Here is a 15,843-nt window from a genome sequence, read left to right on the forward strand (position 1 = left end):
TCGAAGCCATGTCATGCCCGAAACGCGGCGGGGTGGTCAGCGGGCGTCCGCCACTTCCCAAAGTCAAGGAAGATATCACCGCACAGGCAGGACACGGTTGATCTCGGCCACAACCGTATCGACCATCTTGGCCACGGCACCCGCGACGGCTGGGCTCAGGCCGATGCCGTGGTCAGTATGCGGCACCTCGATCGTGAAGATGACGAGTTCGCCGGGCACACGTCCAAGCGCTTGACCCAGTGCATAAGTGCGGCCGACATCAATGCTGTGGGAGTGCAAACCTTCGAATTGAATGGCCACATCAGTCAATTCGCAGCGTCGTATTCGACCAGGAGTCGACGGGCTCGCGACCGCAGCGTCGATGATCACCACCAACGAGGCACCCGTCCACGCCTCGAGCAGACTCATCGGGTCCGCTATACCGGTTTTTACGACAACATTCGGGATCGCCCGGGCATCGAGTGCGGCCGCAACCGCAATGCCGACGCCGTCATCACGCCGGTAGCCGTTTCCGATACCGATGATGACGATTCCACCGGACGCGGCCATCATGCTCGATCGACCGTCAACCGCAAGAAGTGTGCCGAGCACGAAATGCACGGATCGTAACTGCGAATCGTCTTTTCGCACAGTGCGGTCAGCGAGTCATCGTCGAGAAACAGATTGTCCGTAACAACGCGGGCCAGGTCCGCCTCGATGGCCGCCTGATTCTGAGAGGTAGGCGGAATGATGGTCGCCGACGCTATCAGCCCGGCTTCGTCGATCTGGTAGCGGTGATAAAGCAGGCCACGTGGGGCCTCGCTGACACCGTGCCCTACGCCGGGGCGGAAGGCAACGTCGACGCATGGGCGCGCCGGACGCTCATATTCGTCGATGATCCGCAACGCCTCTTCGATCGCACAGACTACTTCCACTGCACGAACAACGATGCTTTGGAATGGATTTCGGCACTCCGCCGACAATCCCGCGTTGGTGGCCGCTTGGGCAGCAATGGGCGATAGCGCCGACGAGTTCAACGAATAGCGTGCGAGCGGTCCGGTCAAGTAGCGTCCGCCGTCCAGCGTCGCATGCAGCGCGGTCGAGTACGGCACCTGCGCTTCGGCGATGTGGCTGGTGAAATCGGCCGCCGAAAACACGGGGCCGGCAGTGCGTGCGATTAGGCCATTTTCGATGGGATACCGGTGGTCGGATGCCCTCAGCGCAAGGAATTCGTGGTCGAGCTCGAGGTCGGGGAAATCGAATCCTGACACCCACTCAACCGTGGCCAGTGCGTTCTCCAGTGCCCCACGCAATTGTTCGGCCACTGGTTTGAAGTCCAGCTTTGTTGGAACGGAATAGAATCCGCCCAGGCGCACGTTGACAGGATGGATCGCCCGGCCACCAACGAACTCCATCAGCTGGTTACCGGCCTTCTTCAACGCCAGTCCTCGCTCGACTGCCGCGGCGTGCTCGCGTGCCATACCGATGATGTCGGCGTACCCGAGGAAGTCCGGTGCGTGCAGCAGGTAGATGTGCAGGGCATGACTGTTGATCCATTCACCGCAATACAACAGCCGGCGCAGCGCGATCAGATCGTCATCGACGCGGATGTCACAAGCTTCCTCGATCGCGTTGCAGGCACTGACCTGATAGGCGACGGGGCATATTCCGCAGATTCGAGCCGTCAGGTCCGGGGGCTCCGTGTAGCCACGGCCACGCAGGAACGATTCGAAGAACCTCGGCGGCTCATAGATATTGAGCTGAACGCTCTGCAGCGTCTCCCCCTCGAAGGTGATGTGCAGCGCGCCTTCGCCTTCCACCCGGGTGAGCGTGCCCACTCCCAGCGTGCGCCTTTCCGGCGTCATTGCTTTGCCCGCTCCGCCGTGAACGGTGCGACATTGAACGTCGAGAACACCCGGTCAACCTCGCCATCGGACATCCCGTCACGGCGTAGCAGTGGAATCAGTGTGGCGGTTCTGGGTACCGCCGAAGGCCCGAAGCAGCCGTAGCAACCTCGATGATGCCGCGGACACAAAGCTCCACAGCCGGCGTGCGTGACCGGCCCCAGGCATGGGATGCCGTCGGCGACCAAGACGCACGTCACTCCGCGCAGTTTGCATTCCGTGCAGACCGTCTTGGCCGGCAGCCGTGGTTTGCGCCCGATGAGCAAGGCCGCAAGGGTGTCGAGCAGCTGCCCCCGATCGATCGGGCAACCGGGCAGCTGATAGTCGACCTTCACGTGTTCCGATGCCGGCGTGGAGGTGGCCAGAGTATCGATGTATTCGGGTTTCGCGTACACAACGGACGTGAACTCGGCGATGTCGGCGAAGTTGCGCAGCGCCTGCACTCCCCCGGCCGTTGCGCACGCGCCGATGGTGACCAGTACCTTCGACTGGTCGCGAATCTCGTTGATCCGCTGAACATCACGCCGGGTGGTGATCGAACCTTCGACCAAGGACACGTCGTAGGGCCCGCCGACCGTTGCACTCGAAGCTTCTGCGAAGGTGGCGATCTGCACCTGGTCGGCCAGGGTGAGCAACTCGTCCTCGCAGTCCAACAAGGTCAGCTGACAACCGTCGCAGGAAGCGAACTTCCACACGGCCAGCGTCCGTCGGCTCATTCAGAGCTCCTTCACCGTTAACAGGGGCCCGGCAATGTCGTAGCCGACCACAGGACCGTCACGGCACAGCAGTAGTGGCCCCAACTGGCAATGACCGCACCACCCAACTCCGCATTGCATGTTGCGTTCTAGTGAAACCCGAATATGCTGCGCCGCCAGCCCCTTTGCGAGCAGGGCCGTGGCCCCGAAGCGCAACATCGGCTCCGGCCCGCACAGGAATGCGGTGGTGCGTTCGGCATTCAGTTGCAGCCGGCTCAGCGGTGCCGTGACCAACCCGACCTCACCGGTCCAGCCGGGTGTCGCGGCGTCGACGATCAAATGCATTTCGATCTGCGGTTCTTCGGCCCATTCTTCCAACTGGGCGGCGAATACGAAGTCGGCCCGGGACCGCGCGCCGACGACGAGCGTGATCCTGCCGTATCGCGCCCGCTGCGCCAGCGCGCCGAGCACCGCCGGGCGCAAAGGGCACAAACCTACGCCGCCTGCGACCATTACCAAATCCCTGCCGGCCGCCTCGTCCAAACCCCACCTGGTGCCAAATGGACCGCGCACGCCGACAACGGTTCCGGGGCCGGCGTCGTGGAGAGCTTGGCTGACGGCCCCGACCGCGCGGATGGTGTGCGTGATCGAGCCGTCAGCGACGGTGGGATCGCCACTGACAGAAATCGCCGCTTCGCCCACGCCGAACGCGTAGAGCATCATGAACTCTCCAGGTAGCGGCGTTCGCAGCGCTTCGCCGACCGGCGCGAGCGTCAGCGTGACTGAGTCCGTACTCTCCACCACGCGGGTGCGCACCCGGTACGGAACCGGCGCCATGGCTGACACCTGCGCAGGGAGTACCGCCTCGTCAGTCATCACCGGCCATCTTGTTCATCTCGGCAGTGATGTCGATGCCGGTGGGGCACCACGCGATACAGCGCCCGCAGCCGACGCAGCCCGACATGCCGAACTGGTCGTGCCAGGTGCCCAATTTGTGCGTCAGCCAATGTCTATAGCGCGATGCGCCCGACTGACGGACGCTGCCTCCGCCGTGAATGTAGGTGAAATCGAATTCGAAGCACGACGCCCAGTGTCGCCAGCGTTCGGCGTGCTCCCCGGTGAGATCGCTGACGTCTTCTGTGCTGGTACAAAAGCAGGTCGGGCATACCATCGTGCAGTTTCCGCACGTCAGGCAACGGCTGGCCACCTCATCCCACTGCGGCGACTCGCGGGAGCGGACGAGCAGATCCCGCAAATCGGCCTGCGGCATACTGCGGCCCATTCGGTCTTTCGCCGAATCGACATCGGCACGCGCAGAATCGATTTCGTCTCCCGCAGCGGCGCGGACGGGGATCATGGCGAGCACGTCGGCGCCCTCCTGGGTACCCACGTCGACAAGGTAGGACGGCTCGTCACCCCCGAGGCGCTCGGTGAGGGCCAGGTCGTAGCCCGGCCCGGCTGCGGGGCCCGTGCCCATCGATGCGCAAAAGCACAGGCCACCAGGCTCCGTGCAGTTGACGGCGACCACGAATGCCTGGCGTCGACGGCTGACAAACGACTGATCGGCATGTTCAGAAGTGCCCAGTACGCGGTTGAGCGTGGCAATAGCCGCCAGGTCGCATCCCCGCACTCCCAACAGTGCGTATCGGGGCACTTGTTCTTCGGCTTGCGGTTCCTGGGACCCGTCCCGATTGCCGGCCCACAACCGCTGCCGTGGTGGATGGAGGAATTGCTTCCACGACTGCGGACCCGCCGAGTGCCCGAACGCCGCATCGTCGTCGCGTCGGCGGACCCGGTAATGGCCCGGGGCCACGTCGACACCCCAGCCTCGCGGCAGATCGTCTGCCGAGTCGAGCTCGGCCAGCACGATTGCGTTGTCCCGCAAGGTGGGACCGACCACGCGGTATCCACGCTCCATCAGCACCTGGACGAGGCCGTGCAGCCCAGCGGCGGTCAACATCGCGGGACCGGGGTTATCACCATGTCCGCTCATCGCCCTATCATCCGCCCGAGCCCCTGCCCTGCATAGGGGCGTTTGGCCCCGATGTCATCGCCGTTTCGTCCGGCATCCCCTTTGGAGGAAACACGACTCAGCGGAGGCTGCGTTCCCGGTCGGTCGTCCATTCGACGAAATCGGAGAACTCGCGTCGCGGGGTGGACGGCAAGGGCTCGGCGTTGATCGGCGCCCACCCGATCCGCAGCAGCATCTGCGGATAGCCGCTGTCACCGAAGATCTCGGTGCGCACCGCCTCGCGTGTTTCCGCGACTTCCAGCGGCTCGGTTACCGGGCAGCTGGCTAAGCCCATGGATGTCGCGGTCAATAGCACGATGCTGGTGGCCTCCCCAGCACGCAGCTGGGACAGCCTGTCATCATTGCGGGTCCCGAGCGCCAGCACTACCGCATTGTCCTCGGCGGCCGACGATCCCGATGGCATCGACAATGCAGGACCGGCAAACAGCCGACTCGGAATCCTTGCGCTGGAATCGGATTCCGGCGTATTCCTGGCCGGCACACCAGCTTCCGATGCGTAGCGTCCACTCCATGCGGTGAGCTCGACGAGATAATCGTGGTTCATGTGGTCCCAAACCGATCGCTTCACAAGTGTATGTAGCTTGTCGGTGTCTTCGACTTGGCACAGCATCACGCCGTTGCGGGCGGCCCGCGCGGACATCACTGCGATGTCACCTACCGGTACTGCCCAGGAGTTGTAGTGGCGCCGGTCGGTTCGTCGCCGAGGTATAGCGGCGGCAAGCGCTATGTCAACAGAATTCGGAGAAGAACGCGACAACTCAATTGCGGCAAGGTGACTGGGGTCATCCGGGTTAGGTAAGCGGGTGACCTTGGGCTGCCAACCCACCGCCGCGAACGCAACGGCGCAATGGTTGAGGGCCGCACCGCAACTCAGGATCAGGTCACGGCCGTCCGGATCGGTGTTGGGCAACTGCCGATCGAGGTCAGAGTAGAGATGCACGCTCTCCTCACCCACCAGCCAACGCCACGGCTGGGTGTTGTGCACGGACGGAGCGCGAGACGCCAGAGCCAAGACCGTCCGGATGGTCCCCTCATCGGGAAAGTGCCTGGTCATAACTGGACCCCTTCCATGGCGTCGATATGTCAATGGTTCTTTGGTTACCTTGATTGCACGAGGGGATGACGTCCCGAGCCGTGAGGGACTTTGGGCCATAATCCGGGAATCACCAGGATTTCGGATGCACCGTTACGCAGCGGGCGCAGCGCTGACGCCCACGGACAGCTGATTACCGACGGCACAGGCGGTCGTCCAATCGCCGACGCACGCCGCGCGTGCCAAGTCCTCGACCAGGGGGCTGTGAGCGCCCAACTCGGCCAACCACATCGACACGATGCGGGCGATCTCACGTCCAGGCACCGCGACAGTGCGGCCGTCGTGCAAGCGGTCGGTAACGTAGTAAGTCATCTCGACTCGGCTCGAATGCTTCGGGAACCTCATCGCAGCCTCCTCTATCGGCCCTGGGATTTATCCGACCGCACCGCTTGCGAGCCGCGTAGAGCCGAACGAAACCCAGCTGCAGTGCTTCGGTCGCTTCTCACGTCCGTCCGAAGTCCCAACTGGGAAGGTCCTTAGTCCTTGCCTCCCGGAGACCCGACGACCCAAGCGTGGCCGCTGCGTATCGCTCAAATCCAGCCTATTTGGCTTGCGGCTCAGCGTTGTTGAGCGAGGGCGAGATCATCCTCCATGAGAACGAAGTAGTTTTCTTCCTCCTGGACAAAGTGAAGTCGCAACAGCGTGTATAGACCGTAGAGGCACGCGAGTAGGTCATCGACTTGGTCGGGCTGTATCGCTCCGGTCGACTGAGCAACGGCCAGATGCGTGCCGATGCGGTCGGAAAGGCTCTGAATCTCAGCGTGGGCCCGGCTCATCGTGGCCGTGGCTTCGCTGCCCAGAGGCTGGGCCAGCGCCGGATAGAGCTCGCTTTCCTCGGCTTGTTCGTGGGGCAGAATCCGCTCCACCAGCAAAGTGTGCGCGGCGGTCAGCGATCTCAAGGCCGCCGCATCTGGGCCGACCGCCAGCCGGTCCGCACTGTCGCGCAGCAGTCCTATCGTGTCGCGTAGCCGTTCGTGGTCGGCGGCGAATCGGTGCAGCAAACGTTCGGTGTCTGCGGCCAATGGCGTCTCGGTGTGAGGGTTGCCCCGCAAAGCCCGCAACGCGTTGAGGATCACCGCGAGGTCAATGCCTTCTTGCAGTAACGCACCCGGAGCCGGCGGCAACCAGCCGAGCGTGGCGATCACCATGGCGATCAGCGAGAGGGTCATACCGAAAACGGCGCTCTGCACTGCGATCCGCCGAGACCAGCGGGCTATGTCCATGGCGTCAGCGAGCCGGTCAATGCGATCGGTGGTCAGCACAACGTCGGCGGCCTCTGAGGATGCCGTGGCTCCGCGCGCACCCATTGCCACGCCGACCGTCGCTGCGGCCAATGCCGGAGCGTCATTGATGCCGTCGCCCACCATCACCGTCACCGCGCGCGAGCTTTCGTCGCGCACCGCGCTGAACTTGTCTGCCGGGGTCTGCTCAGCGCGTACCTCGTCGAGCCCCAAGATCGCGGCGATCTCGCGAGTCGGCTCGGCCCGGTCGCCGGTGAGCATGACCAGCCGATTCAGCCCCGCCTCGCGTAACCGCCGCACGGTGCGGGGCGCCTGCCGGCGCAGGGGGTCTCGCAAAAGGACCGCGCCGACGGGCCGATTTTCGGTGCAGACCCAAGCGATGGCCGCGCTGTCAAGGCGGGCGCGATTGAGCACGGTTCGTGTCCACGGACTGCTCACCGCGTCGGCCGGCAGCTTGCCCACTGTGACACGCCTTCCATCAACCGTCGCCTCGACACCACGACCCGGATGTTCGACGACGTCGGTTGGAAGCGAAAGCTCCAGGCCGCGGCGCAGCCCTTCGGTGACGATGGCCTCAGCCAGTACGTGTGGCGAAAGCTGGTCCGCCGAAGCCGCCAACCGCAGGATTGAACTCGGTTCCTCGCCCGGAGCGGCCATCGCGTCGACCACCATCGGGCGTCCCATCGTCATCGTTCCGGTCTTATCCATCACCAGAGTGGTTGCGTGACCGAGGTTTTCCAGTACGCCGCCGCCGCGGACGATGACACCGGCCCGGGATGCTCGGGACAGACCCGAGACGATTGCGACGGGTGCGGCCAACAACAACGGGCACGGCGTCGCGACCACCAGCACCGCCACGGCGCGCACTGCTGACCCGCTGGCCACCCACGCGATTGCGGCGAGCAGCAGCGCCAGAGGCAGAAACCAGGTCGCGTACCGGTCGGCCAACCGCACGATCGGTGCATTCTCTGCGCCGGCCCGCTGAGCCATTTCGACGATTCCCGCGTACGTGCTGTCGGCGGCGGTTTTGGTTGCACGCAGTTCAAACGCGCCGCCGGCGTTGATCACACCGCTACGGACAGGTTCGCCCACACCGCGCTCGATCTGGAGCGGTTCCCCGGTGAGCGCGGACTCATCCAACACCGCCGTGACGTCGGCCACCCGCCCATCTACCGGCACCACCTCACCGGGACCGATCACCACCATGTCGCCGACGGTCACATCATCCAGCGGAACCACACTCACCTGCGTTCCGATACGTCGCCGCGCAAAGCGTGGCGCGCGCTGAAGTAGAGCACGCAGGTCGTGCGAGGCACGGCGCTCGGCCGCTGCATCCAACGCACGGCCACCCGTCAACATCAGCGCTATGAGCGCGCCGGCCAGGTACTCGTCGACCAGCAGACAACCGATCAGCGACAACAGCGCGATGAAGTCGACACCTCCGCTTCGGTGGCGCAGTGCCGACATCATCCACACTGCGGCCGGCCCGATCGCAAGTATCGTGCCCGCGATCCAGCAGTCGTCGGCCACCTGGTGCCAACCGCCCAGCCATGCGATCCCCCCGGCTGTCAATGCAGCTACCGTGCCTGCCACCAATGCCGGTTCGGCCCAGCGCCGCAGCCGCGGGATTCGACGGCCGAGCGCACCGGGAACCATGGAGACTTCCTCCCGCGTCGCGATTCGCTGTCCATCGAGAACCGAAGCTGACTAGCGCGGCCATCGGTTCCCCAATCGAGTCGATCAATCCTGCATTTCCGGAGCAAGTGCCGTATTGCCCTTACTCCCCGGGCCTTTCGGCCCCAGCCGCATCGGTCTCGACGTGGTGCTCAGCTGGTCGGCTTTCGCATGGGTGGCCGTCCGGTGAAGACCGCGAGAACAGCACCACCCCGGTCCCGCTGAGGCCTTTGTGCCCTACGGCGCGGCCTTGTCACCCTGCCAATGTCGTCGTGGGAAGGAGACCGTCGAATGTCTGGTCGGGGCCGGCGAGCCGGTGAAGTCACTGCGGCGCGAACGACAACGCCGGCAGCGCCCGCTGTCACGGGGTGGGCCCTGCCGCGCGTCGTCCAGTGGTTATGAAACCGAACGTTGCCGAGGAAGCCGATCGACGGTCGCGGACCGCCCGGCATGCCGTCAGCGCTTCTCCCGCCGAGCTCCTCGACCTTCTGAACAGCTCAGCGGACGGCCTTTCGAGCCCCGAGGCCGCCGCGCGGCTGGCGCGGGTCGGCCCGAACGCGGTGCGTACCCACCACGTGAAAGCACTCGCGGTGCTGGGCCGCCAACTGCGCAACGCTGTGCTGATCCTGCTGGCCGGAACCGCCATCGTGTCGTACTTTCTCGGCGATTCGATGCAGGCCGTCATCATCGGCATCATCCTGGTCGCCAGCATCGGATTGGGGTTCGTCAACGAGTACCGCGCCGAACGTACCGCCGCGGCCCTGCATTCGCGGATGCGTCACACCGCCTTAGTGCGCCGCGACGGCCAATTCGTCACCGTGGACGTCACCGCACTGGTTCCCGGGGACGTCATCCGGTTGTCGCTGGGCGAGACCGTCCCCGCCGACGTGCGGCTACTCGAGACAACCGGACTGGAGTGCAACGAGAGCATCCTGACCGGCGAGCCGATGGGTTCGGAGAAGTCACCGGAACCGGTGGCTGCCGACACCGGTCTGGCCGACTGCACCGATTTGGCATTCATGGGCACCATCGTCAGCGCCGGCGAGGGTATCGGCGTCGTGTACGCCACCGGCCGCGACGCCGAATTCGGCTGCATCGCAGCTGGTTTGGGTGAACGTCAACCCGAAACCGACTTCCAGATCGGGCTGCGCCGCTTCTCCTATCTGTTGTTGCAGGTCGCTGTCGCGTTGACCGTGCTGATCCTGGCCAGCAACCTGCTGTTGCGCAAGCCGCTGATCGACTCGGTGCTGTTCTCACTGGCGATCGCGGTCGGCATCACACCGCAACTGTTGCCGGCGGTGGTCAGCGCCAGCCTGGCCACCGGGTCGCGACAGCTGGCCAAGGCCAAGGTGCTGGTGAAACGACTGGTGTGCATCGAAGACCTGGGCGACATCGACATCCTCATTACAGACAAGACCGGCACCCTGACCGACGGCCGCATCAGCCTGGTTGGCGCCGTCAGTCCCTCAGGCACACATAGTGATTCGGTTCTACGCCTGGGCCTGCTGGCCTGCGACATCGACTTCGTCGCCGGCGGGGCAGGCGCCAACCCCCTCGATACCGCGCTGTGGGAGTCAACCAACGCCCGGGAGACCGTAGGCACGGCCAAGCGAGTGGCGTTACTGCCCTTCGACCACGTCCGGCGCTCGACGTCGGCCCTCATCGACGATGACGCCAACCGCATCCTGGTGGTGAAGGGAGCCCCGGAACAGATATTGGCCCGCTGCTCGATGACCGAATCAGCCGCCGCCGACATCCTGGCAGAGCTGTTCACCGCCGGCCGCCGGGTGGTGGCGGTCGCGGTCAAACCCGCCCCCGACCTCACCGCCATCAGTGCCGATGACGAAACCGACCTGATGCTGGCCGGGTTTTTGGTGTTCGCCGACGAACCCAAGGTCGCCGCTCGACCATCCCTGAACGAATTGGCCGCCCTGGGCATCGAACTCAAGATCGCCACCGGCGACAACGCCCAGGTGGCCGAAAAGGTCTGCCACGAACTCGGATTGCAATCCAAGGGCACCATCACCGGCACTCAGCTCGGCGACCTGGACGACGACGAGTTCACCGAAGCCGCGATGAACCACACCATATTCGCGCGCATCTCTCCCGAGCAGAAGGCCCACCTGATCACCGCCGCGCGACGTAGTGGGCGCTCGGTCGGCTTCCTGGGCGATGGCGTGAACGACGCGCTGGCACTACACGCCGCCGACGTCGGCATCTCCGTTGACACCGCCACCGACGTCGCCAAAGACGCAGCCGACGTGGTGTTGCTCGAAAAAGATCTCGGGGTGCTTGCCACCGGGGTGGCCGAGGGCCGGCGAATCTTCGCCAACACGATCAAGTATGTGCTGATGGGCACGTCCAGCAACTTCGGCAACATGTTCTCCGCCGCCGCCGCCTCGGCACTGCTGCCGTTTCTGCCGATGCTGCCCAGCCAGATCCTGCTCAACAACCTGCTCTACGACAGCTCCCAGCTGGCCATTCCGACCGATCGCGTCGACGACGAACAACTGCATGCGCCCTCACACTGGAATGTCGCCTTCATCCGCCGGTTCATGCTCGTCTTCGGTCCGATCAGTTCACTGTTCGATTTCATGACCTTCGGTCTGATGCTCGGTGTGCTGCGCGCGGGACCCATCGAATTCCGCACCGGCTGGTTCGTGGAATCCCTTGCCACACAGACTCTGATCATCTTCGCGATCCGCACCCGCAAGGTACCGTTCTTCCGCAGCCGGCCCAGCGGGTGGCTGACCGTCGCCACCCTGTCCGTGGTGTCGATCGGAGCGCTACTCACGGTGTCCCCGCTGGCGCACACCCTGGGCTTCACCCCGCTGCCGTGGCAATTCTTCGGTGCCCTCGGCGCGTTCGTGATCAGCTACCTCGCCCTGGTAGAGCTGGCGAAAAAGGCGTTCTACTCCGAATCGATGGGACTTTTCGGCCACCCGCACCGCACCCGCGATTACGCGCATCGCATCCACCGCCGAGCGGCCCGCTTCTCGCACGCCGGCGCCATCAACTCCTAGATCACCGAAGGAGTATGTCCGGCCTAGCATTCGGCCGCCGAACCGCTCTCAGCCAACGATGTCGAATACCGCCGCAGCGGAGGTGACCGCCTTGTCGGCATTGCCCTCGTCGTGCAGCAGCATGCGCACGCCGACGCGGCCGGGTCCGCCTGGATGCGCGGACCCCTCGACCCGGAATGGCCCCACCTTGCCGCGCGACATGAACATGACATGCCAACTGACGACCTGCAGGTGTCGGCTCCCGGCGACCTCGGCGGCGAGGTCGATCGCCGCGGTCTCGAGGACGACGTGTTGAGGCCCGATGTGCAACGCGGCATCCGGCGACGCGAGTTCGGTGCTCAACTCGGGCAGTATCCAGTGACCGTCGCCCCGCCTGCTGGCGCCGAACGCCTGCCACAGCGGGGGCAGATCGGGAGAGTCCTCGACCACCAGCTCGGTGCCCGAAACATCCATGCGATCAAGGCCTTCCGGCGGTATACCGATGATCGCGCCCTGACCCTCGTTGAAGGCGATGACCCGGCTCGGGTTGTCGGCGTCGACGATGGTGCAGCGCCCGTAGCCCATGGTGCGCCCCTGGTGCACGATCCCCGACCCCACGATCTCGATCCTGTCGACGTCGTAACCGGGATCGATGATCTGGACCGACGCGATAACGGGATTGGGCACGGCGACCATGTCGGTTTGACAGCCTTCCGGCGAGGAGATGGCCAACGGCGCCACCATGATTCCGCCCGCTTCGTTGCGCATGTCACGGCGGATGGTGACGGTGTCGTCGGTCTCCCCCAGATTCATCGACGAGTGCTTGCGGCCGATGTAGCGGTAGCTCAGTAGGCCGGTCCAACGCCGGTACAGTTCGTCGCGATAGGCGTCGGAATCACCCATCAACTCTCGGATGTCGCGAAGGTGGCCGCTCAATTCCGTTCGCCTCCTTATCTTTTGCCGTGCCGCACCTGGTTGAACGGCACGCCCCGGTCGTCGGCGCGCTCGCGTGGGAAGTTCAGCACCCGCTCGCCGATCACATTGCGCGCCATCTCGGTGGTACCGCCGCCGATGCTGGCGGTCTGACGGCCCAGATAGCGCGTCCCGATGTCGACCAGCCCGCCCTCGTCGTCAACCACCGCCGCCGGGCCCGCCACGGCCAGCGCGGTATCCGTCTCGACGTCGTGTACCTCGGCCATATACAGGCGGATGATCGATCCCGCGGCGGGCGGCAGGGATCCACTGGCCACGGCGTGAAAGACGTGCTCACTGAGTACGCCCTGCGCCGCCCGGTGCACCAGCGCCCGGCCGACCATTTCCTGGAATCGTTGATTGCCAGCCTGGTTCGTCTTTTCGATCAGCGACATCAGATCGACTGAAACATCATGGGCCTCAGCGATTCCCGGCCCGCTGGTGTATTCCGAGCCGTCCCCCATCGTGCGGCGCTCGTGGTACAGCTGCCGCGACGCGACGTCCCATCCCCTGCCCGGTTCTCCGACGACGGCGTCGTCGCCGACATCGACGTCATCGAAGAACTCCTCGCAGAATTCGATCGAGCCGTTGACTTGCCGGATCCGGTTGATGGTGACACCGGGATGGTCTAGCGGCACCAAAAACATCGTCAGCCCATCGTGTTTCGGGACGTCCCAGTTGGTCCGCGCCAGGCACAGGCCGTAATCGGCGGCGAACGCCCACGTGCTCCAGGTCTTGGCGCCGTTGATGATCCACCGTCCGTCCCGGCGCTCGGCGCGGGTGATGACACCCGCCAGGTCCGATCCCCCGTTGGGCTCGGACAGCAACTGCACCAGCACCTCGTCGCCGCGCAGCGCGGCCGCGATGTGCGTGCGCTTCTGCTCTTCGCTGCCCATGTCGAGAATCGTTGCGCAGCAGATGGCGAACGATGGGACGTTGAGCAGCAACGGAGCCTCATACGCCTGGGACTCGATGTCGAACGCCTTCTTGTATTCGTAGCTCAGCCCGAGCCCGCCGTACTCGCGCGGAAAACAGATCCCGGCGAACCCGCCGTCCCACAGCAGTTTCTGCAGTTCTCGAGCCCGGTGCCACGATGGCAGCTCATCGCGCTCCAGCAGCGCCGCCCTGGCCGCATCGAGTCGCGGCATGGTCGCGGCCAGCCAGGCCCTGGCCCGGCTCCGAAATTCTTCGACCGACTCGGACGTCACCGGATGGCCTCTCATTCGAGCGTCGACCCTGTGCTGGGCGACTGTACAGCACCGCCTTGGCGGGTGTACAGGTCGGCGCCCTAAGAGCCGTTCAACTTCACCGCAGCGCGAATGAGTGCCGTCAGCGCCTTCTCGTCGATCTCGTCGCCCTCGTGGAAATCGATCGCGCGTCTGGTGTTTCCGTCCAGGCTGGAGTTGAACAGACGCGCGGGATCATGCAGCGACGCGCCCTTGGCGAAGGTCATCTTGACGACGTTCTTGTACGTCTCGCCGGTGCAGATCATCCCGTCGTGATACCAGGTTGGAACGCCCCGCCACTTCCACTCTTCGACCACCTCGGGGTCGGCCTTCTTGATCAGTGTCCTGATGCGAGCGAGCGTGTCACCGCGCCAATCCGCCAATTCTTTGATCCTGGCATCGATCAGTTCGGCGGGTGACTTGGCTGCGGCGTCGTCCTTGTTCGCCATCGGGGCTCGCTTTCGGTGAGGCTGTCGCTCGCAGGACCGTACATCAACGAATGGTGGTCGGGCGGCCCACACGCCAAGACCCCGTGTTCGGCAGCGAGGCCGCCCGCAAGTAGTCTGCGGTCGACTCGTGGGCCTGTGACGAATGCGCGGCCCGGCAGCACCGCGCCGCGTGCTCTGGCGAAGAAGGAACCCACATGACCAACCGACATCCCTTCGACGAAGCCCTCGATCTCGTCAGGCTCGGCGCGGGCGTCAGCCGTGGCCGCACCCACCCCGAATGGGCCAACATGGTCGGACCGTTCGGGGGGATCACCGCCGCCGTCATGCTGCGGGCCATCGAAGCACATCCCGACCGCATCGGGGACCCGCTGGCCCTGACCGTCAACTATGCCGCCCCAATCGCCGACGGCGACTTCGATGTCACGCTGCGGGCGGCACGCACCAACCGCACCAATCAGCACTGGATCGTCGAGCTCAGCCAGGACGATGTGGTCAAGACGACGGCGACCGCGATCTTCGCGGTCCGGCGTGAGAGCTGGGCGGACACGGAAAGCCATCCGCCGAGGGCTCCGGGCCCCGAGCGGGTGCCCGCCGTCGATCCGGGCCTGGTTCGATGGACCAGCCTCTACGACATGCGCTATGTCGAAGGTGCGATGCCCGGTAAGGGCGGGGATCCGAGCCCGTCGTCGACATCGACGCTGTGGGTCCGTGACGGCGCGGGACGCCCGGTCGACTATCCGGCGCTCGCGGCGCTGTGCGACATCTTCTATCCGCGAGTGTTCCTGCGCCGCGGCGGCTTCGTCCCGTCCGGAACCATCTCGTTGACCACCTATTTTCACGCCGACCAGGCTGATCTCGACGCCGTTGCGAGCGACTTCGTGCTGGCCACCGCGCACGCCAACCGCTTCTCCGGCGGGTACTTCGACCAGAGCGCGAAAGTGTGGACCGCCGACGGCGGGCTACTGGCAACGACCCATCAGATCGTCTACTTCAAGGGGTGAGGGGTTTACACTTCGCCAGTGAAACGTCACGCGAGGACGCTTACGGAAAGAATCGAGCCGCAATGACACCGGAAGGCCTGATCGACGAGACGCTGCCGGCGATCGAATCGATCAAGCAGCTCAAGGCCCGCTACTGCCGCTACCTGGACACCAAGGACTGGGCGGCCTGGCGGACGATCTTTACCGACGACTTCGTCAGTGACACGTCCGAAGCGGGCGGCAAGGTGATCGCCGGCGCCGACGACTTCGTGGGGTTCACGCGTCGGGCCCTTGGCCGAGCGACGCAGCCCACCGCCCACCAGGTACACACGCCCGAAATCGAGCTCACCTCCGCGACGACGGCGCGCGGGATATGGGCGCTGCAAGACGTTGTTCGATTCGGACCGGGGGTCACCCTGGTGGGCTACGGCCACTACCACGAGACCTATGAGAGCGTCGCCGGCCGGTGGCTTATCAAGAGCTCTAAGCTAACTCGCCTCCGGGAGGACATCGTGACGCCGTTCTGCTCGATCTACGTCTCTCCCCGAGTCCGCACCGCGATCGGCAAGATCGCCGGCCGGCTGATCGATCGGTGA

At 64.9% G+C, this 15,843-nt stretch carries 14 protein-coding genes; 3 read left to right on the forward strand and 11 right to left on the reverse strand.

Translation table 11 applies throughout. The features are described 5' to 3' along the window. Positions 1-75: 75 nt before the first annotated feature. From AC5Y4H_RS06935 to AC5Y4H_RS06970, 8 genes are all read right to left on the reverse strand, one after another. Complete coding sequence (locus tag AC5Y4H_RS06935) at positions 76-552, reverse strand: hydrogenase maturation protease (RefSeq protein WP_499979732.1); 477 nt, start codon at positions 550-552, stop codon at positions 76-78. After that, positions 549-1,844 (reverse strand): Ni/Fe hydrogenase subunit alpha, encoded by a 1,296-nt coding sequence (locus tag AC5Y4H_RS06940; protein ID WP_499979733.1) that lies wholly within the window; start codon positions 1,842-1,844, stop codon positions 549-551. Before AC5Y4H_RS06940 ends, AC5Y4H_RS06935 begins: the two co-directional genes overlap by 4 nt. Beyond that, a complete protein-coding gene (locus AC5Y4H_RS06945; protein WP_499979734.1) occupies positions 1,841-2,599 on the reverse strand; it encodes an NADH-quinone oxidoreductase subunit B family protein in 759 nt (252 codons plus the stop codon). Before AC5Y4H_RS06945 ends, AC5Y4H_RS06940 begins: the two co-directional genes overlap by 4 nt. Continuing rightward, positions 2,600-3,454: an FAD/NAD(P)-binding protein gene (locus tag AC5Y4H_RS06950; RefSeq protein ID WP_499979735.1), complete on the reverse strand. Its 855-nt coding sequence runs from the start codon at positions 3,452-3,454 to the stop codon at positions 2,600-2,602. Further along, positions 3,447-4,571 carry a 4Fe-4S dicluster domain-containing protein gene (locus AC5Y4H_RS06955; RefSeq protein ID WP_499979736.1) on the reverse strand — a complete coding sequence of 375 codons (1,125 nt, stop codon included), beginning with the start codon at positions 4,569-4,571 and terminating at the stop codon, positions 3,447-3,449. Before AC5Y4H_RS06955 ends, AC5Y4H_RS06950 begins: the two co-directional genes overlap by 8 nt. Positions 4,572-4,668: 97 nt before the next feature. After that, on the reverse strand, positions 4,669-5,664 hold the full coding sequence (locus AC5Y4H_RS06960; RefSeq protein ID WP_499979738.1) for an Acg family FMN-binding oxidoreductase: 996 nt from the start codon (positions 5,662-5,664) through the stop codon (positions 4,669-4,671). A gap of 132 nt (positions 5,665-5,796) precedes the next feature. Next, complete coding sequence (locus AC5Y4H_RS06965; protein WP_499979739.1) at positions 5,797-6,048, reverse strand: Rv2628 protein family; 252 nt, start codon at positions 6,046-6,048, stop codon at positions 5,797-5,799. 212 nt (positions 6,049-6,260) lie between these two features. Further along, positions 6,261-8,600, reverse strand: a complete 2,340-nt coding sequence (locus tag AC5Y4H_RS06970) for a heavy metal translocating P-type ATPase (protein WP_499979740.1) — start codon at positions 8,598-8,600, stop codon at positions 6,261-6,263. A 416-nt stretch (positions 8,601-9,016) separates the two neighbouring features. Here AC5Y4H_RS06970 and mgtA point away from each other — a divergent pair, with 416 nt between their 5' ends. Beyond that, a complete protein-coding gene (gene mgtA / locus AC5Y4H_RS06975; RefSeq protein WP_499979742.1) occupies positions 9,017-11,641 on the forward strand; it encodes a magnesium-translocating P-type ATPase in 2,625 nt (874 codons plus the stop codon). 48 nt (positions 11,642-11,689) lie between these two features. Here mgtA and AC5Y4H_RS06980 read toward each other — a convergent pair whose 3' ends face one another. From AC5Y4H_RS06980 to AC5Y4H_RS06990, 3 genes are all read right to left on the reverse strand, one after another. Continuing rightward, positions 11,690-12,556, reverse strand: a complete 867-nt coding sequence (locus AC5Y4H_RS06980; protein WP_499979744.1) for a hypothetical protein — start codon at positions 12,554-12,556, stop codon at positions 11,690-11,692. A gap of 14 nt (positions 12,557-12,570) precedes the next feature. After that, positions 12,571-13,800 (reverse strand): acyl-CoA dehydrogenase family protein, encoded by a 1,230-nt coding sequence (locus tag AC5Y4H_RS06985; protein ID WP_499979745.1) that lies wholly within the window; start codon positions 13,798-13,800, stop codon positions 12,571-12,573. 80 nt (positions 13,801-13,880) lie between these two features. Further along, entirely contained in the window at positions 13,881-14,267 is a 387-nt protein-coding gene (locus tag AC5Y4H_RS06990) for a DUF1801 domain-containing protein (RefSeq protein WP_499979747.1), read from the reverse strand. 194 nt (positions 14,268-14,461) lie between these two features. Between AC5Y4H_RS06990 and AC5Y4H_RS06995 the strand changes: the two genes are divergently transcribed. Together AC5Y4H_RS06995 and AC5Y4H_RS07000 are read left to right on the forward strand one after the other, a co-directional pair. Next, entirely contained in the window at positions 14,462-15,268 is an 807-nt protein-coding gene (locus AC5Y4H_RS06995) for an acyl-CoA thioesterase (RefSeq protein ID WP_499979748.1), read from the forward strand. A 62-nt stretch (positions 15,269-15,330) separates the two neighbouring features. Next, the gene (locus AC5Y4H_RS07000; RefSeq protein WP_499979749.1) at positions 15,331-15,843 is read left to right on the forward strand and encodes a nuclear transport factor 2 family protein; all 513 of its coding nucleotides are present in this window, start codon (positions 15,331-15,333) and stop codon (positions 15,841-15,843) included.

The sequence above is a fragment of the Mycobacterium sp. NGS58 genome, assembly GCF_059812385.1.